The organism is Enterobacter sp. KBR-315C3_2022 (assembly GCF_041399425.1).
In the GTDB taxonomy this organism is placed as follows: Bacteria; Pseudomonadota; Gammaproteobacteria; order Enterobacterales; family Enterobacteriaceae; genus Enterobacter.
In genome coordinates, this window is the sequence record NZ_JBGKEB010000018.1 from 64622 (window position 1) to 90891 (window position 26270).

At 58.4% G+C, this 26270-nt stretch carries 21 protein-coding genes and 1 pseudogene; 16 read left to right on the forward strand and 6 right to left on the reverse strand.

Features of this window, described 5'->3' with window-relative positions; translation table 11 throughout:
• Positions 1 to 116: 116 nt before the first annotated feature.
• Together ggt and AB8804_RS17595 are read left to right on the forward strand one after the other, a co-directional pair.
• Positions 117 to 1862, forward strand: a complete 1746-nt coding sequence (gene ggt, locus AB8804_RS17590; RefSeq protein ID WP_371188438.1) for a gamma-glutamyltransferase — start codon at positions 117 to 119, stop codon at positions 1860 to 1862.
• Positions 1863 to 1966: 104 nt separating this feature from the next.
• A pseudogene (locus tag AB8804_RS17595) lies at positions 1967 to 2062 on the forward strand (hypothetical protein); the annotation flags it as partial.
• 108 nt (positions 2063 to 2170) lie between these two features.
• Here the strand turns inward: AB8804_RS17595 and yhhY are convergent.
• Entirely contained in the window at positions 2171 to 2659 is a 489-nt protein-coding gene (gene yhhY / locus AB8804_RS17600; protein WP_032644694.1) for an N-acetyltransferase, read from the reverse strand.
• A 311-nt stretch (positions 2660 to 2970) separates the two neighbouring features.
• On the opposite strand from yhhY, the gene AB8804_RS17605 reads away from it, so the two are divergent.
• The 5 genes from AB8804_RS17605 (at position 2971) to gntU (ending at position 7922) form a co-directional block, all read left to right on the forward strand.
• Positions 2971 to 4008 carry an oxidoreductase gene (locus AB8804_RS17605; protein WP_371188441.1) on the forward strand — a complete coding sequence of 346 codons (1038 nt, stop codon included), beginning with the start codon at positions 2971 to 2973 and terminating at the stop codon, positions 4006 to 4008.
• A gap of 123 nt (positions 4009 to 4131) precedes the next feature.
• Positions 4132 to 4827, forward strand: coding sequence for a pirin family protein (locus AB8804_RS17610; protein ID WP_371188443.1), 696 nt, complete (start codon positions 4132 to 4134; stop codon positions 4825 to 4827).
• Positions 4828 to 4928: 101 nt separating this feature from the next.
• A complete protein-coding gene (gene gntR, locus AB8804_RS17615; protein WP_371188445.1) occupies positions 4929 to 5924 on the forward strand; it encodes a gluconate operon transcriptional repressor GntR in 996 nt (331 codons plus the stop codon).
• Between the two features lie 126 nt (positions 5925 to 6050).
• The gene (gene gntK / locus AB8804_RS17620; RefSeq protein ID WP_371188447.1) at positions 6051 to 6578 is read left to right on the forward strand and encodes a gluconokinase; all 528 of its coding nucleotides are present in this window, start codon (positions 6051 to 6053) and stop codon (positions 6576 to 6578) included.
• A 3-nt stretch (positions 6579 to 6581) separates the two neighbouring features.
• Positions 6582 to 7922 (forward strand): gluconate transporter, encoded by a 1341-nt coding sequence (gene gntU / locus AB8804_RS17625; protein WP_112011804.1) that lies wholly within the window; start codon positions 6582 to 6584, stop codon positions 7920 to 7922.
• 49 nt (positions 7923 to 7971) lie between these two features.
• On the opposite strand, the gene AB8804_RS17630 is transcribed toward gntU, so the two are convergent.
• The 4 genes from AB8804_RS17630 to yhgN form a co-directional block, all read right to left on the reverse strand.
• A complete protein-coding gene (locus AB8804_RS17630) occupies positions 7972 to 8850 on the reverse strand; it encodes a hypothetical protein (RefSeq protein WP_371188449.1) in 879 nt (292 codons plus the stop codon).
• 395 nt (positions 8851 to 9245) lie between these two features.
• Entirely contained in the window at positions 9246 to 9677 is a 432-nt protein-coding gene (locus tag AB8804_RS17635) for a hypothetical protein (protein WP_371188451.1), read from the reverse strand.
• Positions 9678 to 9936: 259 nt separating this feature from the next.
• Entirely contained in the window at positions 9937 to 10641 is a 705-nt protein-coding gene (locus AB8804_RS17640) for a TIGR00266 family protein (RefSeq protein ID WP_371188453.1), read from the reverse strand.
• 163 nt (positions 10642 to 10804) lie between these two features.
• A complete protein-coding gene (gene yhgN, locus AB8804_RS17645; RefSeq protein ID WP_003861574.1) occupies positions 10805 to 11398 on the reverse strand; it encodes an NAAT family transporter YhgN in 594 nt (197 codons plus the stop codon).
• 177 nt (positions 11399 to 11575) lie between these two features.
• Between yhgN and asd the strand changes: the two genes are divergently transcribed.
• From asd to glgP, 6 genes are all read left to right on the forward strand, one after another.
• Positions 11576 to 12679, forward strand: coding sequence for an aspartate-semialdehyde dehydrogenase (gene asd / locus AB8804_RS17650; RefSeq protein ID WP_371188457.1), 1104 nt, complete (start codon positions 11576 to 11578; stop codon positions 12677 to 12679).
• Positions 12680 to 12919: 240 nt separating this feature from the next.
• Entirely contained in the window at positions 12920 to 15106 is a 2187-nt protein-coding gene (gene glgB / locus AB8804_RS17655) for a 1,4-alpha-glucan branching enzyme (RefSeq protein ID WP_371188459.1), read from the forward strand.
• On the forward strand, positions 15103 to 17076 hold the full coding sequence (gene glgX / locus AB8804_RS17660; protein WP_371188461.1) for a glycogen debranching protein GlgX: 1974 nt from the start codon (positions 15103 to 15105) through the stop codon (positions 17074 to 17076). The genes glgB and glgX overlap by 4 nt, the downstream gene beginning before the upstream one ends.
• Positions 17077 to 17093: 17 nt before the next feature.
• Entirely contained in the window at positions 17094 to 18389 is a 1296-nt protein-coding gene (glgC, locus tag AB8804_RS17665) for a glucose-1-phosphate adenylyltransferase (protein WP_371188463.1), read from the forward strand.
• Positions 18389 to 19822 (forward strand): glycogen synthase GlgA, encoded by a 1434-nt coding sequence (gene glgA, locus AB8804_RS17670; protein WP_371188465.1) that lies wholly within the window; start codon positions 18389 to 18391, stop codon positions 19820 to 19822. Before glgC ends, glgA begins: the two co-directional genes overlap by 1 nt.
• An 18-nt stretch (positions 19823 to 19840) precedes the next feature.
• The gene (gene glgP / locus AB8804_RS17675; protein WP_371188467.1) at positions 19841 to 22288 is read left to right on the forward strand and encodes a glycogen phosphorylase; all 2448 of its coding nucleotides are present in this window, start codon (positions 19841 to 19843) and stop codon (positions 22286 to 22288) included.
• Between the two features lie 89 nt (positions 22289 to 22377).
• Here glgP and glpD read toward each other — a convergent pair whose 3' ends face one another.
• A complete protein-coding gene (gene glpD / locus AB8804_RS17680) occupies positions 22378 to 23886 on the reverse strand; it encodes a glycerol-3-phosphate dehydrogenase (protein WP_371188469.1) in 1509 nt (502 codons plus the stop codon).
• A 265-nt stretch (positions 23887 to 24151) separates the two neighbouring features.
• On the opposite strand from glpD, the gene glpE reads away from it, so the two are divergent.
• Genes glpE through AB8804_RS17695 form a run of 3 tightly spaced genes read left to right on the forward strand, consistent with a single transcriptional unit; the run spans position 24152 to position 26136 of the window.
• A complete protein-coding gene (gene glpE, locus AB8804_RS17685) occupies positions 24152 to 24484 on the forward strand; it encodes a thiosulfate sulfurtransferase GlpE (RefSeq protein ID WP_112011796.1) in 333 nt (110 codons plus the stop codon).
• A 47-nt stretch (positions 24485 to 24531) separates the two neighbouring features.
• Entirely contained in the window at positions 24532 to 25362 is an 831-nt protein-coding gene (gene glpG, locus AB8804_RS17690; protein WP_371188471.1) for a rhomboid family intramembrane serine protease GlpG, read from the forward strand.
• A gap of 15 nt (positions 25363 to 25377) precedes the next feature.
• A complete protein-coding gene (locus AB8804_RS17695; RefSeq protein ID WP_371188473.1) occupies positions 25378 to 26136 on the forward strand; it encodes a DeoR/GlpR family transcriptional regulator in 759 nt (252 codons plus the stop codon).
• Positions 26137 to 26270: the final 134 nt, after the last annotated feature.

Below are 26270 nucleotides of genomic sequence, written 5' to 3' on the forward strand. Positions count from 1 at the left end.
TTCCTCCTGTGAGGCCTCACTTAAGTTTACTCTGATTTCGCCATGACGATGATTTTTTAAGAGTTGTGAACCAGGCTTAAGCGGGGAATATGGGCCCCTTCACCTGGAGAACAATAATGATGAAACCAACGTTTTTGCGCTGGGTAGCGATCGCCGCGCTGATGGCCGGCGGCACGTTTAGCGTGGCGGCAAATCCGCCCGCCGCTCCACCGGTGTCGTACGGCGTGGAGGAGGACGTTTTCCATCCCGTGCGGGCGACCCACGGCATGGTGGCCTCGGTGGACGCGCTGGCAACGCAAGTGGGCGTCGATATTCTCAGGCAGGGCGGCAACGCGGTGGATGCGGCGGTTGCGGTCGGCTACGCGCTGGCGGTGACGCACCCGCAGGCGGGTAACCTGGGCGGCGGCGGCTTTATGATGCTGCGCACCAAAGACGGCAAAACCACCGCCATCGACTTCCGCGAAATGGCGCCAAATCAGGCATCTCGCGATATGTTCCTCGACGACCAGGGCAACCCGGACAGCAAAAAATCCCTCACCTCACATCTGGCAAGCGGCACGCCGGGCACCGTCGCGGGCTTCTCGCTGGCGCTGGAAAAATACGGCACGATGCCGCTCAACAAGGTGGTGCAGCCCGCGATTGCGCTGGCGCGCGACGGCTTCGTGGTGAACGACGCCCTCGCCGACGATCTCAAAACCTACGGCAGCGAAGTCATTCCGAATCATGAAAACAGCAAGGCTATCTTCTGGAAGGAGGGCGAGCCGCTGAAGAAGGGCGATAAGCTGGTGCAGAAAAACCTGGCAAAAAGCCTGGAGCTGATTGCCGAGAACGGCCCGGACGCCTTTTATAAAGGGGCGATTGCCGACCAGATCGCCGACGAGATGCAGAAGAACGGCGGCTTAATCACCAAAGCGGACCTGGCGGAATACAAGGCGGTGGAGCGCGAGCCGATTAGCGGCACCTATCGCGGCTACGAGGTCTTCTCCATGCCGCCGCCGTCCTCCGGCGGGATCCACATCGTGCAGATCCTCAACATTCTTGAAAACTTCGATATGCACAAGTTTGGCTTCGGCAGCGCCGACGCGATGCAGGTGATGGCCGAAGCGGAAAAGCGCGCCTACGCCGACCGCTCGGAATACCTCGGCGATCCGGACTTCGTGAAGGTGCCGTGGCAGGCGCTGACCAACAAAGCCTATGCCAAGTCCATTGCTGACGAAATCGACATCAACAAGGCGAAGCCGTCCAGCGAGATCCGCCCCGGCAAGCTGGCGCCTTACGAGAGCAACCAGACCACGCACTTCTCCGTCGTGGATAAAGACGGCAACGCGGTGGCGGTGACCTATACGCTTAACACCACCTTCGGCACCGGCATCGTGGCGGGCAACAGCGGCATTCTGCTCAACAACGAGATGGATGATTTCTCTGCCAAACCGGGCGTGCCGAACGTCTACGGGCTGGTGGGCGGCGATGCCAACGCCGTCGGGCCGAAGAAGCGCCCGCTGTCGTCCATGTCGCCGACCATCGTGGTGAAAGACGGTAAAACGTGGCTGGTGACCGGTAGCCCGGGCGGCAGCCGGATTATCACGACCGTGCTGCAGATGGTGGTGAACAGCATCGATTTTGGGATGAACGTCGCCGAAGCGACCAACGCGCCGCGCTTCCACCACCAGTGGCTGCCGGACGAGCTGCGCGTGGAGAAGGGCTTTAGCCCTGACACGATAAAACTGCTGGAGCAGCGCGGGCAGAAGGTCGCGGTGAAGGAGGCGATGGGCAGCACGCAGAGCATCATGGTCGGGCCGGACGGCGCGCTGTTTGGCGCATCGGACCCGCGTTCGGTGGATGATTTGACGGCGGGGTATTGATTGTTCCCCTCACCCTAACCCTCTCCCCATAGGGGAGAGGGGATTGCACGGTGCGATCTTTCCCCCCTCGCCCCGTTGGGGAGAGGGCCGGGGTGAAGGAGGTGATGGGCAGCACGCAGAGCATCATGGTGGGGCCGGACGGCGCGCTGTTTGGCGCATCGGATCCGCGTTCGGTGGATGATTTGACGGCGGGGTATTGATTGTTCCCCTCACCCTAACCCTCTCCCCATAGGGGAGAGGGGATTGCACGGTGCGGTCTTTTCCCCCTCGCCCCGTTGGGGAGAGGGCCGGGGTGAGGGGGAAACAGACTACTTCATCCGCGCCATATAATACGCATCCACATACTCGCCGTTGCGCAGGGCAAATTTCCTGCCGGTGCCTTCGATTTCAAAACCGAAACGCTGATACAGCGCAACGGCGGCCGCATTATCCGCAAAAACCGTGAGCTCGATGCGTTCAACGCGCAGCCAGTTGTCGCACAGGTTGATCATCTCGGTCATCAGCCTGCTTCCGACGCCGCGCCCCTGCATATCTGCCGCCACGCTGATGCCAAAGGTGGCTACGTGGCTTCGGCGCGGGTTTTCCATTATGTCCAGCGCCATATGCCCCACCACGCGCTCGTCCAGACACGCAACCAGATGCCGTCTTCCAGGTTTCACCGCGACGCGTTCATGCCACATGGCCATAGAGGGATGAGGAATTTGTAGCGTGTCGTGATAAACCCCAGGATGCGACATGATGTCTCGTAACGCTTCTGCATCGCTGGCTTCGATATGGCGTATCACTATCTCACTCATTCCTTGTTCCTCAGTCAGTTAAAAGTCCCTTCCAACATCAATGACTTTAAAATGTGCGTCAACTGCTAATTTTTGCAAAAAGTGTTGGACAAGTGCGAATGAGAATGATTATTATTGCTTTGCGTTCAGGAAGACCTCTGCGGAAACCTGAAAGCACGACATTGCTCACATTGCTTCCAGTATTACTTTAGCCAGCGTCTCGCTGGCTTTTTTTTTGCCTTTTTTCTCCCTCTCCCCGTGGGAGAGGGCTGGGGTGAGGGCAAAACTTGCGCTATGGTAAAACCCAGTAACCTTAAAAAAGGACTGACACCATGCCCCTACACTGCGCATTTATTGGATTTGGCAAAAGCACCACCCGCTACCACCTTCCGTATGTTCTCCACCGCAAAGATTCCTGGCACGTCGCCCATATTTACCGCCGCAGCGCGAAGCCGGAAGAACAATCACCGCAGTATTCCCATATTCATTTCACCAGCGATCTTGACGAGGTTCTCAGCGACCCGCAGGTAAACCTGGTCATCGTCTGCACCCACGCCGACAGCCATTTTGACTACGCGAAGCGCGCGCTGGAAGCGGGCAAAAACGTGCTGGTGGAAAAACCGTTTACGCCCACCATCGCCGAAGCGAAAGCGCTGTTTGCGCTGGCAAAAAGCAAAGGGCTGACCGTCACGCCGTACCAGAACCGCCGCTTTGACAGCTGCTTCCTGACCGCGAAAAAGGCGATTGAAAGCGGCAGGCTGGGCGAGATCGTGGAGATTGAAAGCCACTTCGATTACTACCGTCCGGTGGCGGAAACCAAGCCGGGCCTGCCGCAGGACGGTTCGTTCTACGGCCTCGGGGTGCACACCATGGACCAAATCATCTCCCTGTTTGGCCGCCCGGACCACGCCGCGTATGACATCCGCAGCCTGCGCAACAAGGCCAACCCGGACGACACCTTTGAGGCGCAGCTGTTTTACGGCGATCTCAAGGCCATCGTCAAAACCAGCCACCTGGTCAAAATCGACTACCCGAAATTCATCGTTCACGGCACCAAAGGCTCGTTTATCAAGTACGGCATCGACCAGCAGGAGACGAGCCTGAAGGCTAATATCATGCCGGGCGAGCCGGGCTTCGCGGCGGACGATTCCGTGGGCGTGCTGGAGTACGTCAACGATGAAGGCGTGACGGTAAAAGAGGAGCTGCGGCCAGAACCCGGCGACTATGGCCGCGTCTACGATGCGCTGTACGAGACGCTCGCCAGCGGCGCGCCGAATTACGTCAAGGAATCTGACGTTCTCACTAACCTCGAGCTGCTTGAACGCGCCTTCGAGCAGGCGTCTCCCGCCACGATAACCCTCGCGAAATAAGCCGAAAAGACTCCTCTGCACTCGTTCAAATATTTTGTACAGAGGAGTCAATTTTCACCCTCTATGATCCCAGGGCGTTTGCGTCCACACTTACTCCATCGAAACGAACTGAGGGTGAAAACAATGATCTACTTACGCAAAGCAAACGAACGTGGTCACGCGAATCATGGCTGGCTGGACTCATGGCATTCATTCTCGTTTGCCGATTACTACGACCCGAACTTTATGGGCTTCTCCGCGCTGCGCGTCATTAACGATGACGTGATTGATGCAGGCCAGGGCTTCGGTACCCACCCGCACAAAGACATGGAGATCCTGACCTATGTGCTCGAAGGTGCCGTGGCGCACAAAGACAGCATGGGCAACGAAGAGCAGGTTCCGGCCGGTGAGTTCCAGATCATGAGCGCGGGCACCGGGGTGCGTCACTCCGAGTACAACCCGAGCAAAACGGAAAAACTGCACCTGTATCAAATCTGGATCATTCCAGAAGAGACCGGCATCACGCCGCGCTACGAGCAGCGCCGCTTCGACGCCAAACAGGGCAAACAGCTGGTGCTGTCCCCGGATGCGCGTGAAGGTTCCCTGAAGGTGTATCAGGACATGGAGCTGTACCGCTGGGCGCTGGCGAAAGACGAGCAGTCCGTACACCAGATTTCGGCCAACCGCCGCGTGTGGATCCAGGTGGTAAAAGGCGACGTGACCATCAACGGCACCAAAGCCACCACCGCCGATGGCCTGGCCATCTGGGACGAGCAGGCGATCTCCATCCACGCCGACAGCGAAAGCGAAATTCTGCTGTTCGACCTGCCGCCGGTGTAATAAATCATAAATAAATGCCCAACCTTCCCTCCGACAGGGGAAGGTTGGGCTTTGTCCGTGATAAACTGAGCAAATCTCTCTCTTCAAGATTTCTCAGGACGATGAAAAAGAAACGCCCCGTACTTCAGGATGTCGCCGATCGCGTTGGTGTGACCAAAATGACGGTCAGCCGCTTCTTACGTAACCCGGAGCAGGTTTCCGTGGCGCTGCGTGGCAAAATTGCCGCGGCTCTTGATGAACTGGGCTATATCCCCAACCGCGCGCCCGATATTCTCTCCAATGCGACCAGCCGCGCGGTCGGCGTTCTGCTGCCTTCCTTGACCAACCAGGTGTTCGCCGAAGTGCTTCGCGGCATTGAAAGCGTGACCGACGCGTTTGGCTATCAGACCATGCTCGCGCACTACGGGTACAAGCCGGAACTCGAAGAGGAACGTCTGGAATCGATGCTTTCCTGGAACATCGACGGCCTGATTTTAACCGAACGTACCCACACGCCGCGCACCCTGAAGATGATTGAAGTGGCGGGCATTCCGGTGGTGGAGCTGATGGACAGCCAGTCGCCGTGCCTCGATATTGCCGTCGGGTTCGACAACTTCGAAGCGGCGCGGCAGATGACGGCGGCGATTATCGCCCGCGGCCATCGCCACGTGGCGTACCTCGGCGCACGTCTCGACGAACGTACTATCATCAAACAGAAGGGATATGAGCAGGCGATGCTCGACGCGGGCTTGACGCCGTACAGCGTGATGGTGGAGCAATCTTCCTCCTACACCTCCGGCATTGAGCTGATGCGCCAGGCGCGACGCGAGTATCCGCAACTGGACGGTATCTTCTGCACCAACGATGACCTTGCGGTGGGCGCCGCGTTCGAGTGCCAGCGCCTGGGGCTGAAAATCCCGGACGATATGGCGATTGCCGGCTTCCACGGCCACGACATCGGCCAGGTGATGGAGCCGCGCCTGGCGAGCGTGCTGACCCCGCGCGAGCGCATGGGGCGCATTGGTGCAGAACGCCTGCTGGCGCGCATTCGCGGTGAGTTGGTTACCCCTAAAATGTTAGATTTAGGTTTCACCTTGTCACCGGGTGGATCAATTTAGTCTGACAAATTTGAACCAGGTCACACTTATTCACTTCGCGCACGTTTGGATATTGCTTCTCTAAAGTCCCGGCAGGACAATGTTACCGATAACTGTTACCCGTAACAATTGACTGAGGGACTCCCTTTGAGCACGACTAATCACGATCACCACGTTTACGTCCTGATGGGCGTCTCCGGTAGCGGTAAATCTGCCGTGGCGAGCGAAGTGGCGCATCAGCTGCACGCTGCGTTTCTTGACGGTGACTTCCTCCATCCGCGCAGCAACATCATGAAAATGGCCTCCGGCGAGCCGCTGAACGACGACGACCGCAAGCCGTGGCTGCAGGCGCTGAACGACGCCGCCTTCGCCATGCAGCGCACCAACAAGGTGTCGCTGATCGTTTGCTCCGCGCTGAAAAAAACCTACCGCGACCTGCTTCGCGACGGTAACCCGAACCTCTCCTTCATCTACCTGAAAGGCGATTTTGAGGTGATTGAAAGCCGCCTGAAGGCGCGTAAAGGCCACTTCTTCAAAACTCAGATGCTGGTCACGCAGTTTGAAGCGCTGCAGGAGCCGGCTGCGGACGAGCGGGACGTATTGGTGGTTGATATCGATCAGCCGCTGGACGGTGTTGTTGCCAGCACCATCGAGGTCATTAACAAAAGGCAGTAAGTTTTGAGTACATTAACGCTTGTTTTAACGGCAGTTGGCTCCGTTTTGCTGCTGCTGTTTTTGGTGATGAAAGCGCGTATGCACGCCTTCGTTGCTTTGATGGTGGTGTCTATTGGCGCTGGCCTTTTCTCCGGCATGCCGCTCGATAAAATCGCGGCGACGATGGAAAAAGGGATGGGCGGCACGCTGGGCTTCCTGGCAATTGTGGTCGCGCTGGGCGCGATGTTTGGCAAGATTTTGCACGAGACGGGCGCGGTCGATCAGATCGCCGTCAAGATGCTGAAATCCTTCGGCCACAGCCGCGCGCACTATGCGATCGGCCTGGCCGGTCTGATCTGCGCGCTGCCGCTGTTCTTTGAGGTGGCCGTCGTGCTGCTGATTAGCGTGGCGTTCTCGATGGCGCGCCACACCGGCACCAACCTCGTTAAGCTGGTCATTCCGCTGTTTGCGGGCGTGGCGGCGGCGGCGGCGTTTCTGCTGCCGGGGCCCGCGCCGATGCTGCTGGCCTCCCAGATGCACGCCGACTTCGGCTGGATGATCCTGATTGGCCTGTGCGCCGCGATCCCGGGGATGATTATCGCCGGGCCGCTGTGGGGCAACTTTATCAGCCGCTACGTTGAGCTGCACATTCCGGACGACATCACCGAGCCGCACCTGGGCGAAGGCAAAATGCCGTCCTTCGGCTTCAGCCTGTCGCTGATCCTGCTCCCGCTGGTGCTGGTGGGCCTGAAAACCATCGCCGCGCGCTTTGTGCCGGAAGGCTCTACCGCCTACGAATGGTTTGAGTTTATCGGCCACCCGTTCACCGCGATCCTGGTGGCGTGTCTGGTCGCGATTTACGGCCTGGCGATGCGTCAGGGGATGGCAAAAGACCGCGTAATGGAGATCTGCGGCGCGGCGCTGCAGCCTGCGGGCATCATCCTGCTGGTCATCGGTGCCGGTGGCGTGTTCAAGCAGGTGCTGGTGGATTCCGGCGTCGGTCCGGCGCTGGGCGAAGCGCTGACGGGCATGGGCCTGCCGATTGCGGTGACCTGCTTCGTGCTGGCCGCGGCGGTGCGTATCATTCAGGGCTCCGCGACCGTAGCGTGCTTAACCGCCGTGGGCCTGGTGATGCCGGTGATTGAACAGCTGAACTACTCCGGCGCGCAGATGGCGGCGCTCTCTATCTGCATCGCGGGCGGTTCGATTGTGGTGTCCCACGTGAACGACGCGGGCTTCTGGCTGTTCGGTAAATTTACCGGCGCGACCGAAGCGCAAACCCTGAAAACCTGGACGCTGATGGAAACCATCCTCGGCACCACGGGTGCGATTGTCGGGATGATTGCGTTTTCGCTGCTGAGCTAAGCCTGATTTGCTTGAACAAACGAAAGGGCTTCCATTTGGAAGCCCTAATTTATTGTAAAAGAGAAGAGTTTGATGGAGCGATAATGCCAGGTACGCCATTTATCTGAAAATAGCATCGATAGTTATTTTTGTTAGATTCCGATACTAATTCGCCAATTAACTGCAGATCTTCTACAGCGTACCGTTCATAAGAATGCATGTATCGATCCAGCTCGCGCATACAAATCAACTGTCGAACGCGGGATTCGATACCGACATCCCTAACGTACTTCCTGAATTTTGGTGAAATCCAGAAAAGTAACTCCATGATATGGTCAAGTTTCTCGATCAAGCGATCGATTATGTCCTGCTTATTTCGCACGCCTTCAGTCATCCATGCAGGTTCATTGTGAGAAATTCTGTTTCTGAACGATCGTACTTCCTCAATGCGACGACGAAGTGCATCTCGTTGATGAAACATAGCGTTTTTAGTTTCCTGCACTCTGGGAAGTTTGCGAAAGACCTTTGTAAGCTCATGTGGCCAGAGGAAATTTTTATCTGAACCATCATAAAAATGCTTATCAAGGATATATTCCCAGGTCGCAAAATCGCATTGAGAAATGACCTGATCTACGGTTGGTATAGGGCTTGCGATTCCTTTGCTTTCAAGCGTGCGCTTAGCGCTTTTCTTAGCATTTTTTATGCAGTCATGGAACTTACGCACTTGTTCTGCGGTTATCGGTTGGCCATTTTCATCAGTAGCTTGCCTGCATGGAACCATTCTAAACCAATGTTCATTGTTAGTGCCCTGATACTTGGAGGATGCTACATGATGAAGTGCATTGCGTAGTGCTACTTCAACAAGTTGAATAAGAGGATAAAAAGCCCCGACGATGGCAAGATTCCAACAATATGCCCCTAAAAGCTGGGCATCAGTTTGTGTTGCCATCGAAGTGGTATAGCTACTTAATCGAATACGGCTAACTAAGCGGGTTGGTTCCGAGTAATCATAGGACTCAGGCATGGTAGTTATGATCTGTTGATTTTAATGCACAAGATTCTAAATCTTCGGATGATTAATCTCTACATTTTGAATGCTTTCATGGGCATATTCGGTTTTTGCGAAAGGGATATCCGATGGATGTACCTTGTACATCCACCGGATATCCTTGTATTGCTTGCCATCCAAAAGATAGCCCGATATACTTTCCAGCGTAGCTAATTGAAAGTTCTTCTCCCACCTTGACGTGGTGCCAGTTCTTCAATGCAAAGCGAAAGGATACCGACCCCGGAATCATGAAAATGGCTCCGGGGTTGTTTTTGGTAGCTAGATCAAGCTAAAACTCAAATCTCTACCGTATCTAAGGGCGTTTGCAGCCAGCGCGGTGCTTTCAGCGTCCCGCTGTAAAACTCAACCAAATCCTGCAATAAATCCCCCGCAATTCTCTCATCGCCCGCCGATAGCGTGCGAGTCAACAGCAGCTGCGTTACCAGCTGGCAGTATCGCCCAAGCCGATCGCTTTGCGGCTCGAAGACCGGCACGTCCAGAGGCAGTTCATCCACCGTCAGGCTTTCTTTTATATGGCCATATACAGGGTTTATCAGGATTGGCTGCAGCAGGGCAAGACAGGCCGAGAGGCGCCCGCACAGCGCCAGCTTGTGTACCGGATCGTCGCATTCGAGCAGCATCTCTAAGAAATGCTTGCAGTTATCGGTCAGTACGGTGAAGTGATCAAATGGGGTGGTGAATAAAGCGTGAGAAAAGGTGTATACCATGAATAATATTCCTCAAGTAAGAAGCCATGATGAGATTATTCAGGAGACCAATCCCGACGCCTGATTTTGCAGGCGCGGCAAGAAGATACTGCTTGGCCGATTGGGTGGCAAGAGAGGCAGGGGAAGATGGCTCGCAAAACGAATAATTATAGGTGAGGTCATCAGGCCGCAGAGGATGCACCTTTCCGGGTGACTGCTGCAACTTACCCGACCTACAAAACCATTCGAACGTAGGCCGGGTAAGCATAAGCTGCATGATTTATCTTTTGGCGGGGATATAGGGGAGGATAGTGCCGACAAATTCACCCAAATTTCGCGTCTGAATCAATATCTTTCCGCGACCGCTGAACGCGTTGACGATATTCTCTCCCGTTCTGACACCCAACAGCCCGGACGCGGTTTTTATTTCATAAGAGAGCGTGTTTTGCCAGGCCACAACGTGGATATTATCGACCACTAGCGTGTCTTCGCCGTCCAGTTCAAGCTCAACAATTTCGCCAAGTCCGCTCACCAGTAACGTCCCCGTTCCGGCTGTTTCCATGACAAAAAGGCCGCCATTGTTGCCGAAAATAGTGCTTCTCAGCGTGATGGGCTGCCTTTTCATGCTGTAGGTCACCGTGCCGTCGCAGGCTAAAAATACCCCGTCGTTGAGCCGCCACGTTGTTTGGCCAACCTCCAGCGCCTTAATACTGCCCATCGCCTTTGGCGCTATCGCGATCAGGCCGTCCGGGGCGGTGCCTTTTGCCGTAGTCACGAAGAAATTTTCACCGCTGGTCAACGAGCGGGCTGCGGCCCTGATGATGCCTCCCACCAGGCCCGAACCATTTTGGTTCATGTGGGCGTTCAGCGAGATTTTATTGTTGTGAAACACCATCGCGCCCGGTTCTATCGTGACTTCTTCGTTCGTTGCCAGTGAAATGAGCACCAGCGGGCAGGTGCTTTCGCTGGAAAATTCATACTTCATAAACGCTATCCTTAAAACGCGGTTCCATTTAACGCGATTTTATTCAATCGATTATCGATTTGCGCTTAGCGTTATTTATGAGCGTTTTAAGGGGTGATTAATACATCTGTTACGATGATAAGGCCGGGCCTCGCTGGAAGCGGGTCTGTCCCAAACGCAGGTTCTAGCCCTTCATCCACGCCCGAATCCCGTCCAGGAACATCTGCGTCGCCATCATCACCAGAATCAGCCCCATCAGCCGCTCCAGCGCGTTCACCCCTTTCTCGCCCAGCAGGCGCAGGAACAGCGACGACTGCAGCAGGATGATAAACGTCCCGCCCCAGGCAATCAGCAGGGCAATCACCAGGTGGCTCATCTGATTCGGGTACTGATGCGACAGCAGCATTAGCGTCGCCAGAATCGTCGGACCGGCCACCAGCGGGATCGCCAGCGGCACAATGAACGGCTCTTCGCCCGCGGGCAGGCCGCTGCTGCTGCCTTCCGCGCTCGGGAAAATCATCTTAATGGCGATGAGGAACAGGATAATCCCGCCGGAAATCGAGACCGTTTCCGCACGCAGGTTAAGGAAGGCCAAAATCTTCTCGCCCGCAAACAGGAAGATAAACATCACCAGCAGGGCGATGAGCAGCTCGCGGATCATGATCGCCCGGCGGCGCTTCGGCTCGGTGTGCTTCAGCACCGACATGAAGATGGGCAGATTGCCGAGCGGATCCATAATAAGGATCAATAAAACGGCGGCCGAAATGATCTCACTCATGGTTAGTTATCCCTGAAATTTTGTATGGTTATTCGCATGATTAGCTGCTTTTCTGATTGCAGGGCAATCATCGATTAATTTCGCTTGCGACTTTGGCAGCATTTTGTAATGTGAAGCATATCTCAGTTGAATACTGGTTTGCATAAACAGCACACACCCTTGCAGGAAAAAAATGCTATGAAAAACGTTGGTTTTATCGGTTGGCGTGGAATGGTCGGCTCTGTCCTCATGCAGCGCATGGTTGAAGAGCGCGATTTCGACGCTATCCGCCCGGTCTTCTTCTCCACTTCCCAGCTCGGCCAGGCTGCACCGTCCTTTGGGGGTACCACGGGCACGTTGCAGGATGCTTACGATCTGGAAGCGCTGAAGGCACTCGACGTTATTGTCACCTGCCAGGGCGGCGATTACACCAACGAGATCTACCCGAAGCTGCGTGAAAGCGGCTGGCAGGGCTACTGGATTGACGCGGCCTCTTCGCTGCGCATGAAGGACGATGCCATCATTATTCTCGACCCGGTGAACCAGGACGTCATCACCGACGGCCTGAACAACGGCGTGAAAACCTTCGTCGGCGGCAACTGCACCGTCAGCCTGATGCTGATGTCCCTCGGCGGCCTGTTCGCGCAGGATCTGGTGGAGTGGGTGTCCGTTGCTACTTACCAGGCGGCGTCCGGCGGCGGCGCGCGCCACATGCGCGAGCTGCTGACCCAGATGGGCAAGCTGCACAACAGCGTGGCCACCGAGCTGGCGAACCCGGCGTCCGCGATTCTGGATATCGAACGTAAAGTCACCCAGCTGACCCGCAGCGGCGAGCTGCCGGTGGATAACTTCGGCGTACCGCTGGCCGGCGGCCTGATCCCGTGGATCGACAAGCAGCTGGATAACGGCCAGACCCGCGAAGAGTGGAAGGGCCAGGCCGAGACCAACAAAATCCTCGCGACCGCGAACACCATTCCGGTGGACGGCCTGTGCGTGCGCATCGGCGCGCTGCGCTGCCACAGCCAGGCCTTCACCCTTAAACTGAAAAAAGATGTGTCTATCCCAACCGTGGAAGAGCTGCTGGCCGCGCACAACCCGTGGGCGAAAGTGGTGCCAAACGATCGCGACATCACCATGCGCGAACTGACGCCTGCGGCCGTCACCGGCACGCTGACCACGCCGGTGGGCCGCCTGCGCAAGCTGAACATGGGGCCGGAGTACCTCTCCGCGTTCACCGTCGGCGACCAGCTCCTGTGGGGCGCGGCCGAGCCGCTGCGCCGCATGCTTCGCCAGCTGGCGTAATAATTTGTTAACTACCGGGGGTGATTTTCACCCCCTTTTTTTGCGTGCTACATGGAGTAAAACGCAGATGTCTTATTTTTTATCCGGAGGGCCTACGTCGTTGGCTATGCTTTAAGGAAGAGTTATTTCTCACCTGAGGGTAGGGCGGAGCAGAGAGGATGTGCTGCACCGTTCAGGTCACATTAAAAGTCGTCCCGGAGCGCGTAAAAAGGGCGACATAAAAAAAACAGGATGAATACCATGTCCGATCGTATTTCGCGAGACGTGATTAATGCGCTTATTGCGGGTCATTTTGCCGACCCCTTTTCCGTGCTGGGGATGCACCGCACGGAAGCCGGACTGGAAGTCCGGGCACTCTTACCTGACGCCACGGAAGTGTGGGTCATCGAGCCCAAAACCGGCCGCAAGGTGGGTAATCTTGAATGCCTTGATTCGCGAGGCTTCTTCTGCGGCGTGATGCCGCGTCGTAAAAACCCCTTTCGCTACCAGCTCGCCGTTATCTGGCACGGGCAGCAAAACCTGATTGACGATCCCTACAGCTTTGGCCCGCTGCTTAAGGAGATGGACGCCTGGCTACTCTCCGAGGGCACCCACCTGCGTCCGTATGAAACGCTCGGCGCCCATGCTGATACGATGGACGGCGTGACCGGCACCCGGTTTGCCGTGTGGGCGCCGAACGCCCAGCGCGTCTCCGTCGTCGGGCAGTTCAACTACTGGGACGGCCGCCGTCACCCGATGCGCCTGCGCCGCGAAACCGGCATCTGGGAGCTGTTTATCCCCGGCGCGCACAACGGCCAGCTCTACAAGTTCGAAATGATTGATGCCAACGGCAAGCTGCGCATTAAGGCCGACCCGTACGCCTTCGAGGCGCAGATGCGCCCGGATACCGCCTCGCTGATTTGCGGCCTGCCGGAGAAAATTACCCAGAGCGAAGAGCGCAAGCAGGCCAACCGCTTCGACGCGCCGATCTCGGTGTACGAAGTCCACCTTGGCTCCTGGCGTCGTCACACCGATAACAACTTCTGGCTCAGCTACCGCGAGCTGGCCGACCAGCTGGTCCCCTACGCCAAATGGATGGGCTTTACCCACCTTGAGCTGCTGCCGGTCAACGAACACCCGTTCGACGGCAGCTGGGGCTATCAGCCGACCGGGCTTTACGCCCCGACGCGGCGCTTCGGCACGCGCGACGACTTCCGCTACTTCATTGACGCCGCGCACGCCGCCGGGCTGAACGTGATCCTCGACTGGGTGCCGGGCCATTTCCCGTCGGATGACTTTGCGCTGGCAGAGTTTGACGGCACTAAACTGTACGAGCACAGCGACCCGCGCGAAGGCTATCACCAGGACTGGAACACGCTGATCTACAACTACGGCCGCCGTGAGGTGACGAACTACCTGGTGGGCAACGCGCTGTACTGGATCGAACGCTTCGGCGTTGATGCCCTGCGCGTCGACGCGGTGGCCTCGATGATCTACCGCGACTATAGCCGCAAAGAGGGCGAGTGGGTGCCGAATGAGTTCGGCGGCCGCGAAAACCTCGAGGCGATAGAGTTCCTGCGCAACACCAACCGCATTCTCGGCGAGCAGGTTGAGGGCGCGGTGACCATGGCGGAAGAGTCGACCGACTTCCCCGGCGTCTCCCGACCGCCGTCAATGGGCGGCCTGGGCTTCTGGTACAAGTGGAACCTCGGCTGGATGCACGACACGCTCGACTACATGAAGCTCGACCCGATCTACCGTCAGCATCATCACGATAAACTCACCTTCGGGCTGCTGTACAACTACACCGAAAACTTTATGCTGCCGCTGTCGCACGATGAGGTCGTCCACGGCAAAAAATCGATTCTCGACCGCATGCCGGGCGACGCGTGGCAGAAGTTCGCCAACCTGCGCGCCTACTACGGCTGGCTGTTCGCCTTCCCGGGGAAAAAGCTGCTGTTTATGGGCAACGAGTTTGCGCAGGGCCGCGAGTGGAACCACGACACCAGCCTCGACTGGCACCTGCTGGAAGGGGGCGACAACTGGCACCACGGCGTGCAGCGCCTGGTGCGCGACCTGAACCTGACCTATCGCCACCACAAGGCCCTGCACGAGCTGGACTTCGATCCGTACGGCTTCGAGTGGCTGGTGGTGGACGATCGCGAACGCTCGGTGTTCGTCTTCGTGCGCCGCGACAAGGCGGGCAACGAGATCGTCGTTGCCAGCAACTTTACCCCCGTTCCGCGCAGCCACTACCGCTTCGGCATCAACCAGCCGGGCAAATGGCGCGAAATCCTCAACACCGATTCCATGCACTACCACGGCAGCAACGCCGGAAACGGCGGCCTGGTGCAGAGCGACGAGCAGGAAAGCCACGGACGACCGAACTCGCTCAGCCTGACGTTGCCGCCGCTCAGCACCATCTGGCTGGTCCGGGAGGGCGAATGACGCAGCTGACGGCAGGCCGGAGCGAACCGCTCGGAGCACGCTTTGACGGAAAAGGCGTGAATTTCACGCTTTTTTCGGCGCACGCGGAGCGGGTCGAGCTGTGCGTGTTTGACGGCGAAGGCAACGAGCACCGCTACGATCTGCCGTCGCACACCGGCGATATCTGGCACGGCTACCTGGCCGGCGGGCGTCCGGGAATGCACTACGGCTTTCGCGTTCACGGCCCGTGGGAGCCCGCGCAGGGGCACTGGTTTAACCCGGCGAAGCTGCTGCTCGATCCGTGCGCCCACCGCGTGGACGGCGAGTTCAAAGACGACCCGCTGTTCCACGTCGGCTACGGCGAGCCGGACCATCGCGACAGCGCGCCCCTCGCGCCGAAAAGCGCGGTGGTGAACGACCTGTACGACTGGGAAGACGACGCCGCGCCGCGCACGCCGTGGGGCAACACCGTCATCTACGAAGCCCACGTGAAGGGGCTGACGTACCTGCACCCGTCGATTCCGAAAGAGATGCGCGGCACCTATAAGGCGCTCGGCCACCCGACCATGGTGGCCTACCTGAAGCATCTGGGCATTACCGCGCTGGAGCTGCTGCCCGTGGCGCATTTCGCCAGCGAGCCGCGCCTGCAGCGGCTTGGGCTAAGCAACTACTGGGGCTACAACCCGCTGGCGATGTTTGCCCTCGACCCGCGCTACGCCGCCGATCCTGATAAGGCGCGGGACGAGTTTCGCGACGCGGTTAAGGCGCTTCACCGGGCGGGAATTGAGGTCATTCTGGACGTGGTGCTGAACCACAGCGCAGAGAGCGATCTCGACGGACCGACGCTCTCCCTGCGCGGAATTGATAACCGTAGCTATTATTGGATCAGGGAGGATGGCGATTACCTCAACTGGACCGGCTGCGGGAACACGCTCAACCTCAGCAATCCTGCCGTGACGCACTACGCGTATGAGTGCCTGAAGTATTGGGTAGAGACGTTCCACGTCGACGGCTTTCGGTTTGACCTCGCGCCGGTGATGGGGCGCACGCCAGCGTACAGCCCGCAGGCGCCGCTGTTTGAGGCGATAAAAAACTGCCCGGTGCTCTCGCAGGTGAAGCTGATCGCCGAGCCGTGGGACATAGGTGAAGGCGGCTATCAGGTGGGGAACTTCCCGCCGCCGTTTGCCGAATGGAACGACCATTATCGCGACGCCGCGCGCCGTTTCTGGCTGGAGCGGAATCTGTCGTTAGGGGAGTTTGCCGGACGTTTTGCCGGTTCCAGCGATCTCTTTAAGCGCGAGGGCCGACTGCCGTCCTCGACGATTAACCTGGTGACGGCGCACGACGGCTTCACCCTGCGCGACTGCGTTTGTTTCAATCAGAAACACAATGAGGCAAACGGCGAGGAGAATCGCGATGGGACTAACAATAACCATAGCTTTAATCATGGTATAGAGGGATTAGGCGGGAGTCTGGACGTGATCGAGCGGCGGCGCGACAGCGTACACGCGCTGCTGACGACGCTGCTGCTGTCTCAGGGCACGCCGATGCTGCTGGCGGGCGATGAACACGGCCACAGCCAGCACGGCAACAATAACGCCTATTGCCAGGACAACACCTTAACCTGGCTTAACTGGGAGGAAGCGAACAGCGGTTTGACCCATTTTACCGCGGCGCTGATCCACCTTCGCCAGCAAATTCCTGCCCTCACCGCCGATCGCTGGTGGGAAGAGGGGGACGGCAACGTTCGCTGGCTGAATCAATACGCGCAGCCGTTGAGCGCGCAAGAGTGGCAACACGGCGTACCTCGCCTGCAAATCCTGTTATCGGATAAGTGGCTGATCGCGCTGAACGCGACGGATGACGTCGCAGAGATTGTTTTACCTGACGGGGAGTGGCGCGCCGTTCCCCCTTTCGCCGGAGCGGATAATCCGGTGTTAATGGCTGTCTGGCACGGGCCCGCGCACGGAGTGTGCGTTTTCCAAAGATGATAAAAAAGGAGTTAGTCATGGTTAGATTAGAGAAGAACGATCCCTTAATGTTGGCTCGCCAGTTACCCTTAAAAACGGTTGCCCTGATACTCGCTGGCGGGCGCGGTACCCGTCTTAAAGATTTGACCATCAAGCGCGCTAAACCGGCCGTTCACTTTGGTGGTAAGTTTCGTATTATCGATTTTGCCCTGTCCAACTGCCTGAACTCGGGCATTCGCCGCATTGGCGTGATCACCCAATACCAGTCGCACACGCTGGTGCAGCACATCCAGCGCGGCTGGTCCTTCTTTAGCGAAGAGATGAACGAGTTTGTCGACCTGCTGCCCGCGCAGCAGCGCGTCCACGGTGAAAACTGGTATCGCGGCACCGCCGACGCGGTGACGCAAAACCTCGACATCATTCGCCGCTACGGTGCGGAATACATCGTGATCCTCGCCGGGGACCATATCTACAAGCAAGACTACTCCCACATGCTGATCGACCACGTCGAAAAAGGGGCGCGCTGCACCGTGGCGTGTCTGCCGGTGCCCGTTGCGGAAGCCACCGCGTTCGGCGTGATGCACGTGGACGCGGACGACAAGATCATCGACTTCGTTGAAAAACCGGCCAACCCGCCGACCATGCCGGGGGACGACACCAAATCGCTCGCCAGCATGGGGATCTATGTCTTTGACGCCGACTATCTTTACGAGCTGCTGCAGGAAGACGACAAAGACGAAAGCTCCAGCCACGACTTCGGCAAAGACATCATCCCGAAAATCACCAAAGCCGGTATGGCCTACGCCCATCCTTTCCCGCTGTCCTGCGTGCAGTCCGACCCGAACTCAGAGCCGTACTGGCGCGACGTGGGTACGCTCGAAGCCTACTGGAAGGCGAACCTCGATCTGGCATCGGTCACGCCTGAACTGGATATGTACGACCAGAACTGGCCGATTCGTACGCATATGGAATCGCTGCCGCCCGCGAAGTTCGTGCAGGACCGCTCCGGTAGCCACGGCATGACGCTGAACTCGCTGGTCTCCGGCGGGTGCATCATCTCCGGCTCGGTGGTGGTGCAGTCCGTCCTGTTCCCGCGCGTGCGGATCAACTCATTTTGCAATATCGACTCGGCGGTGCTGCTGCCGGACGTGTGGGTGGGCCGCTCGTGCCGCCTGCGCCGCTGTGTAATAGACCGCGCCTGCGTCATTCCTGAGGGAATGGTGATTGGCGAGAACGCGGAAGAAGACGCGCGTCGTTTCTACCGTTCAGAAGAGGGGATTGTGTTAGTCACGCGGGAAATGCTGCGTAAGCTGCAGATCAAACAGGAGCGATAATGCAGGTTTTACACGTATGTTCTGAGATGTTCCCGCTGCTGAAAACCGGCGGGCTGGCGGATGTACTTGGCGCGCTACCGGCAGCGCAAATTGCCGCAGGAACCCATGCGCGCGTGCTTCTGCCCGCGTTCCCGGATATCCGCCGCGGCGTTCCCGATGCGCAGGTGGTGACGCGGCGTGAAACCTTCGCCGGGCACATCACGCTGCTGTTCGGGCACTACAACGGCGTCGGCATCTACATGATTGATGCCCCGCACCTTTACGACCGACCGGGCAGCCCGTATCACGATACCAACCTGTTCGCCTATACCGACAACGTGCTGCGCTTCGCGCTGCTCGGCTGGGTGGGTGCGGAGATGGCCTGCGGGCTGGACCCGTTCTGGCGGCCGGAGATTGTCCATGCGCACGACTGGCACGCCGGCCTGGCGCCAGCCTACCTGGCGGCGCGCGGGCGACCGGCGAAGTCGGTCTTTACCGTGCATAACCTGGCGTACCAGGGTATGTACTACGCCCATCACATGAATGACATCGATCTGCCATGGTCGTTCTATAACATGCACGGGGTGGAGTTTAACGGGCAGATCTCGTTCCTGAAGGCCGGGCTGTACTACGCGGACCATATCACGGCGGTCAGCCCGACCTATGCCCGCGAAATCACCCAGCCGGAGTTCGGCTACGGCATGGAGGGGCTGCTTCAGCAGCGCCATCGCGAGGGACGCCTGTCCGGCATCCTGAACGGCGTGGATGAAAAAATCTGGAGCCCGGAATCCGACCTCCTGCTGACGTCCCGCTACAGCCGCGACGCGCTGGAAGAAAAGGCGGAGAACAAGCGCCAGCTGCAAATTGCGATGGGCCTGAAGGTCAACGACAAGGTGCCGCTTTTCGCGGTGGTCAGCCGCCTGACCAGTCAGAAAGGGCTGGATCTGGTGCTGGAGGCGCTGCCTGGCCTGCTGGAGCAGGGCGGCCAGCTGGCGCTACTGGGCGCGGGCGATCCGGTGCTGCAGGAAGGCTTCCTGGCCGCGGCGGCGGAGCATCCCGGGCAGGTGGGCGTGCAGATCGGCTATCACGAGGCGTTCTCGCACCGCATTATGGGCGGCGCGGACGTTATTCTGGTGCCGAGCCGCTTCGAGCCCTGCGGCCTGACGCAGCTCTACGGGCTGAAGTACGGCACCCTGCCGCTGGTGCGGCGCACGGGCGGGCTGGCGGACACCGTCTCCGACACCTCGCTGGAGAACCTGGCAGACGGCATCGCCACCGGATTCTCCTTCGAGGACAGCAACGCCTGGTCGCTGCTGCGGGCCATTCGGCGTGCTTTCGTCCTGTGGTCACGTCCTTCGCTGTGGCGTTACGTTCAGCGTCAGGCGATGTCCATGGACTTTAGCTGGCACGTTGCGGCGCAGTCCTACCGCGATCTCTATCAACGCTTGATGTAACGAGGCGAAGTTACCGATATGAATGCACCCTTTAGCTACTCTTCCCCCACGCTCAGCGTTGAGGCATTAAAGCACTCCATCGCCTACAAGCTGATGTTTACCATCGGCAAAGATCCGGTTATCGCCAACAAGCACGAGTGGCTGAACGCCACCCTGTTTGCCGTGCGTGACCGCCTGGTGGAGCGCTGGCTGCGCTCCAACCGCGCCCAGCTTTCGCAGGAAACGCGGCAGGTTTACTACCTGTCGATGGAATTTTTGATTGGCCGGACCCTCTCCAACGCCCTGCTGTCGCTCGGGATTTATGAAGACGTCAAAAACGCACTGGAAGAGATGGGGCTGGATTTAGAAGAGCTGATTGACGAAGAGAATGACCCCGGCCTCGGCAACGGCGGCCTGGGGCGTCTTGCCGCCTGCTTCCTCGACTCGCTCGCGACGCTGGCGCTGCCGGGCCGCGGCTACGGCATCCGCTACGACTACGGCATGTTCAAGCAGAATATCGTCGACGGGCGGCAGAAAGAATCTCCGGACTACTGGCTGGAGTACGGCAACCCGTGGGAGTTCAAGCGCCACAATACGCGCTACAAGGTGCGCTTTGGTGGGCGCATCCAGCAGGAAGGGAAAAAATCCCGCTGGGTGGAAACCGAAGAGATCCTCGCCGTGGCCTATGACCAGATCATCCCCGGCTACGACACCGACGCTACCAACACGCTTCGCCTGTGGAGCGCCCAGGCGAGCAGCGAGATCAACCTCGGTAAATTTAACCAGGGCGACTACTTCGCGGCGGTGGAAGATAAAAACCACTCGGAAAACGTCTCCCGCGTGCTGTACCCGGACGACTCGACCTATTCGGGCCGCGAGCTGCGCCTGCGCCAGGAGTATTTCCTCGTCTCCTCGACGATTCAGGATATCCTGAGCCGCCACTACCAGCTGCACAAAACCTACGCCAACCTGGCGGATAAAATCGCTATTCACCTCAACGACACCCATCCGGTGCTGTCGATCCCCGAGCTGATGCGCCTGCTGATAGACGAGCATAGGTTCAGCTGGGACGAGGCCTTCGAGGTGACCTGCCAGGTGTTCTCCTATACCAACCACACGCTGATGAGCGAAGCGCTGGAGACCTGGCCGGTGGACATGCTCGGCAAAATCCTGCCGCGCCATCTGCAGATCATCTTTGAGATTAACGACTACTTCCTGAAAACGCTGCAGGAGCAGTATCCCAACGACACCGGCCTGCTGAGCCGCACCTCGATTATCGACGAATCTAACGGCCGCCGCGTGCGCATGGCGTGGCTGGCGGTGGTGATCAGCCACAAGGTGAACGGCGTCTCGGAGCTGCACTCGAACCTGATGGTGCAGTCGCTGTTTGCCGACTTCGCGAAGATCTTCCCGACGCGCTTCTGCAACGTGACCAACGGCGTCACGCCGCGCCGCTGGCTGGCGCTGGCGAACCCGCCGTTGTCAGAAGTGCTGGATGAAAATATTGGGCGCACCTGGCGTACCGATTTGGGGCAGCTGAGCGAGCTTGAGCAGCACATTGACTTCCCGACGGTAAACAAGGCCGTGCGCGAAGCCAAGCTGGCGAATAAAAAGCGCCTGGCGGTCTATCTGGCGATGCACCTGAACGTCGTGGCGAATCCGAAGGCGCTGTTCGACGTGCAGATCAAGCGCATCCACGAGTACAAGCGCCAGCTGATGAACGTGCTGCACGTGATCACCCACTACAACCGCATCAAGGCGGACCCTACCGCCGAGTGGGTGCCGCGCGTGAAGATCTTTGCCGGCAAGGCGGCCTCCGCCTATTACATGGCGAAGCACATCATCCATCTCATCAACGACGTGGCGAAGGTGGTCAACACCGATCCGGACGTTGGCGATAAGCTGAAGGTGGTATTCATTCCGAACTACAGCGTGAGCCTGGCGCAGCTGATCATCCCGGCGGCGGATCTGTCCGAGCAGATTTCAACGGCGGGGACGGAAGCGTCCGGCACCAGCAACATGAAGTTTGCCCTCAACGGCGCGCTGACCATCGGCACGCTCGACGGCGCGAACGTTGAAATGCTGGAGCACGTCGGCGCAGATAACATCTTTATCTTCGGCAATACGACGGAAGAGGTGGAGGAACTGCGCAGGCAGGGCTACCAGCCGCGCCAGTACTACGAGGAAGATGAAGAGCTTCGTCAGGTGCTGACGCAAATCGCCACCGGCGTGTTCAACCCGGACGAGCCGAGCCGCTACCGCGACCTGGTGGATTCGCTGATTAACTTTGGCGATCACTATCAGGTGCTGGCGGACTACCGCAGCTACGTGGACTGTCAGGACAGGGTGGACGAGCTGTACCGCCAGCAGGAGAAGTGGACCAGCGCCGCGATGCATAACATCGCCAATATGGGCTATTTCTCGTCGGACAGGACCATCAAGGAGTATGCCGATACGATTTGGCATATTGATCCGGTGAGGCTGTAAAACACAATGCCCGGTGGCGCTGCGCTTACCGGGCCTGCGGGATCGAGTGGGCCGGGTAAGGCGAAGCCGCCACCCGGCTTTTTTTCATATTACGACGCTAACGACAGTTCACCCTTTCCCGCATTTTGCGCCAGCCACTGCGCCACGCGGGACTGCTGCTCGGCGTTGAGCCACATCCCTTCCTTCGTCCGGCGCCAGATGGCGTCCTCCAGGCGGCGCACCCACTCGTGTTCAACCAGGTAGCGCAGCTCGGCTTCGTACAGCTCGTGCCCGAAGTGCTCGCCCAGGTCGGCGATCTCTTTCGCATCGCCCAGCAGCAGCTCGGTGTTGCTGCCGTAGGTGCGCGCATAGTGGCGCGCCATGCCTTCGGTAATGAACGGATAGCGGCGGCGCAGCTTCGCGGCATAGTCGTCGCGATTGTTACCGATATCGCCGCCCGGCAGCACGGCGTCTTTCGTCCACGCTTGGCCGATGCCTTTGTAGTACGGCGTCAGTTTTTCCAGCGCGTGTTCGGCCAGCTTGCGGTAGGTGGTCAGCTTGCCGCCAAACACCGACAGCAGCGGCGCCTGACCGTCAACGTCGTGAATATCAAGCGTATAGTCGCGCGTAATGGCCTGCGGGGAATCCGACTCGTCGTCGCACAGCGGGCGCACGCCGGAGTAGGTCCAGACCACGTCATCGCGCGCCAGCTGTTTCTTAAAGTGCGCGTTGTAGACTTTGAGCAGGTAGCTGACCTCGCTCTCTTCGATCTCGACGTTTTTCGGATCGCCTTTGTACTCCACGTCGGTGGTGCCGATGATGGAGAACTCGTCCATCCACGGGATCACAAACACGATGCGCTTGTCTTCGTTTTGCAGAATGTAGGCCTGCTTCTGGGTGTGTACGCGCGGCACCACGATGTGGCTGCCTTTGATCAGGCGAATGCCGTACGGAGACGGCAGGTGCATACCGTCGTCAAAGAACTGTTTGACCCACGGGCCGGTGGCGTTTACCAGGCCGCGCGCCTTCCAGCTGAATTTCTCGCCGGTGTCGATATCTTCCGCTTCCACAATCCACAGGCCGTTTTCGCGGCGAGCGGCGGTCGCGCGGGTGCGGGTTTTCACCTCGCCGCCCTTTTTCACCACCATCTGCGCGTTGGCCAGGACCAGGCGCGCATCGTCTACCCAGCAGTCGGAATATTCGAAACCGCGCACGATTTCCGGCTTAAGCACCGACTCTGAGCCAAAACGCAAGCCGTTCGAACCCGGCAGGCTGGTGCGTTTGCCGAGGTGATCGTACATAAACAGGCCGATGCGGATCATCCACGCCGGGCGCAGGTGCGGACGGTGCGGCAGACGAAAGCGCATCGGGATGGCCAGATGCGGGGCCATTTTCAGCAGCACTTCACGCTCGGCCAGCGCTTCGCTAACCAGGCGAAACTCGTAGTGCTCCAGGTAGCGCAGGCCGCCGTGGATCAGTTTTGAGCTGGCGGAGGATGTCGCGCAGGCGAGATCGTTAGCTTCCAGCATCAGTACGGACAAACCGCGTCCGGCGGCATCTACCGCAATACCGGCACCGTTAATGCCGCCGCCTATCACAATCAGATCTTTGGTTTCCATAACACCCTCACGCGCTTTCGTTAAAGCTCAAAAATGTTCGATATCGCTCATAATAGCAAAGGAACGCGCTTTTGGTAACATCAAAAAAACAATTTAGAGTGATATGGCTAACATAATGGCGTTTACCCGCCGCCAGGACGTACACTACGGGGTAAAATAGTGCGGTGAAACGTCACCCCTCACCCTAACCCTCTCCCCAGAGGGGCGAGGGTTAGGGTGAGGGTCAGCAAGCCGCATAAAATCTGAATAATCGAAAGAGAAATCCATGGAACAGTTTGAATGTATTAACGTAGAAGAAGCCCACCAGAAGATGCACCAGGGAACGGCGGTGCTGGTGGATATCCGCGATCCGCAGAGCTTCGCCATGGGCCATACCCCGGGCGCGTTCCACCTCACCAACGACACTCTGGGCGCGTTTATGCGCGATAACGACTTCGACACGCCGGTGATGGTGATGTGCTACCACGGCAACAGCAGCAAAGGCGCGGCGCAGTATCTGCTCCAGCAGGGCTACGACGCGGTCTACAGCGTCGACGGCGGCTTTGATGCCTGGCACCGTCATTTCCCGGCGGAAGTTGAGCACGCGTTCGGGGGCTAAAACCTCTATACTGTCCCCTTTTGTGTGGAAATAAGCGACCGCTGCCCATGTTGATGATCACCTCCTTTACCAACCCGCGCGTCGCCCAGGCGTTTGTCGACTATATGGCGACGCAGGGCGTTATTCTGACCATCCAGCAACACACCCAGACCGACGTCTGGCTGGCCGACGAGAGCCAGGCCGCGCGGGTGAACGACGAGCTGGCGCGCTTCCTGGAAAACCCGGGCGATCCGCGCTATCTGGCCGCGAGCTGGCAGTCCGGCCACACCGGAAGCGGCCTGCGCTACGGCCGTTTCCCTTTCCTCGCCACTATCCGCGAGCGCGCGGGGCCGTTTACGCTGCTGCTGATGGCGGCCTGCATTATCGTCTTCATCATCATGAACGTGGTGGGCGACCAGAGCGTGATGATTGCCCTCGCGTGGCCGTACGATCCGTCGCTGCAGTTTGACGTCTGGCGCTACTTCTCCCACGCGCTGATGCACTTCTCGGTCATGCATATTCTCTTCAACCTGCTGTGGTGGTGGTATCTCGGCGGCGCGGTGGAGAAGCGCCTCGGGAGCGGCAAGCTGATTGTGATTACGATCATCAGCGCCCTGCTGAGCGGCTACGTGCAGCACAAGTTCAGCGGCCCGTGGTTCGGCGGATTGTCTGGCGTGGTGTATGCCCTGATGGGGTACGTCTGGCTCAGGGGCGAACGCGACCCGGAAAGCGGCATCTATCTGCAGCGCGGGCTGATAACCTTTGCGTTAATATGGCTAATTGCCGGATGGTTTGATCTGTTTGGTATGTCGATCGCCAACGGTGCGCACGTCACCGGGCTGGCCGTTGGGCTGGCGATGGCGCTTGCCGATACGCTTCATGCGCGAAAACGAACATAATTCCAGGGATATTTCATGAAACAAACACAGCGTCATGACGCCATTATCGAGCTGGTAAAAAAACAGGGATACGTCAGCACCGAAGAGCTGGTCGAGCAGTTTGCCGTGAGCCCACAAACGATTCGTCGCGATTTGAACGACCTGGCGGATCAGAACCGCATTCTGCGCCACCACGGCGGCGCGGCGCTGCCGTCCAGCTCGGTTAACACCTCCTGGCATGACCGCAAGGCCACGCAAACGGCGGAGAAAGAGCGGATTGCCCGCCGGGTGGCAAGCCAGATCCCGAACGGCGCGACGCTGTTTATTGATATCGGCACCACGCCGGAAGCGGTGGCCCACGCGCTGCTGGATCACGAGAACCTGCGCGTGGTGACCAACAACCTGAACGTGGCGAATACCCTGATGCAGAAAGACGATTTCCGCATCATCCTGGCGGGCGGCGAGCTGCGCAGCCGCGACGGGGGAATTATTGGCGAAGCGACGCTCGACTTTATCTCCCAGTTCCGCCTTGATTTCGGCATTCTGGGGATCAGCGGCATCGACAGCGACGGCTCGCTGCTGGAGTTTGATTACCACGAGGTCCGCACCAAGCGCGCAATCATTGAGAACTCGCGCCACGTGATTCTGGTGGCGGACCACTCCAAGTTTGGCCGTAACGCGATGGTAAACATGGGCAGCATCAGCATGGTGAACGCGCTTTACACCGACGTGATGCCGCCAGCGGGCGTGCTGCAGGTGATTAAGGATAATAATCTGCAGTTAGAGCTGTGTTGAGAAGCCTTTCTCCCTCTCCCTGTGGGCTGAGGGATCCCCAGTAATATGGTCATACCTCCATGACCATATTACTGTACTCCTTTCCCACTCTTTTCAACTCGTTACCTATATTCAGCCGCCTCACTCTCCGGGGG

Excerpts from the sequence above, each read along its gene's own strand:
- AB8804_RS17605 (WP_371188441.1), top strand. The coding sequence starts at position 2,971 with ATGCCCCTACACTGCGCATTTATTGGATTTGGCAAAAGCACCACCCGC.
- glgX (WP_371188461.1), top strand. The coding sequence starts at position 15,103 with ATGACGCAGCTGACGGCAGGCCGGAGCGAACCGCTCGGAGCACGCTTT.
- AB8804_RS17630 (WP_371188449.1), bottom strand. The coding sequence starts at position 8,850 with ATGGCAACACAAACTGATGCCCAGCTTTTAGGGGCATATTGTTGGAAT.
- yhgN (WP_003861574.1), bottom strand. The coding sequence starts at position 11,398 with ATGAGTGAGATCATTTCGGCCGCCGTTTTATTGATCCTTATTATGGAT.
- gntR (WP_371188445.1), top strand. The coding sequence starts at position 4,929 with ATGAAAAAGAAACGCCCCGTACTTCAGGATGTCGCCGATCGCGTTGGT.
- glpG (WP_371188471.1), top strand. The coding sequence starts at position 24,532 with ATGTTGATGATCACCTCCTTTACCAACCCGCGCGTCGCCCAGGCGTTT.
- glgC (WP_371188463.1), top strand. The coding sequence starts at position 17,094 with ATGGTTAGATTAGAGAAGAACGATCCCTTAATGTTGGCTCGCCAGTTA.
- AB8804_RS17640 (WP_371188453.1), bottom strand. The coding sequence starts at position 10,641 with ATGAAGTATGAATTTTCCAGCGAAAGCACCTGCCCGCTGGTGCTCATT.
- glgP (WP_371188467.1), top strand. The coding sequence starts at position 19,841 with ATGAATGCACCCTTTAGCTACTCTTCCCCCACGCTCAGCGTTGAGGCA.
- glgA (WP_371188465.1), top strand. The coding sequence starts at position 18,389 with ATGCAGGTTTTACACGTATGTTCTGAGATGTTCCCGCTGCTGAAAACC.
- AB8804_RS17695 (WP_371188473.1), top strand. The coding sequence starts at position 25,378 with ATGAAACAAACACAGCGTCATGACGCCATTATCGAGCTGGTAAAAAAA.
- yhhY (WP_032644694.1), bottom strand. The coding sequence starts at position 2,659 with ATGAGTGAGATAGTGATACGCCATATCGAAGCCAGCGATGCAGAAGCG.
- AB8804_RS17610 (WP_371188443.1), top strand. The coding sequence starts at position 4,132 with ATGATCTACTTACGCAAAGCAAACGAACGTGGTCACGCGAATCATGGC.
- ggt (WP_371188438.1), top strand. The coding sequence starts at position 117 with ATGATGAAACCAACGTTTTTGCGCTGGGTAGCGATCGCCGCGCTGATG.
- glpE (WP_112011796.1), top strand. The coding sequence starts at position 24,152 with ATGGAACAGTTTGAATGTATTAACGTAGAAGAAGCCCACCAGAAGATG.
- AB8804_RS17635 (WP_371188451.1), bottom strand. The coding sequence starts at position 9,677 with ATGGTATACACCTTTTCTCACGCTTTATTCACCACCCCATTTGATCAC.
- glgB (WP_371188459.1), top strand. The coding sequence starts at position 12,920 with ATGTCCGATCGTATTTCGCGAGACGTGATTAATGCGCTTATTGCGGGT.
- asd (WP_371188457.1), top strand. The coding sequence starts at position 11,576 with ATGAAAAACGTTGGTTTTATCGGTTGGCGTGGAATGGTCGGCTCTGTC.
- glpD (WP_371188469.1), bottom strand. The coding sequence starts at position 23,886 with ATGGAAACCAAAGATCTGATTGTGATAGGCGGCGGCATTAACGGTGCC.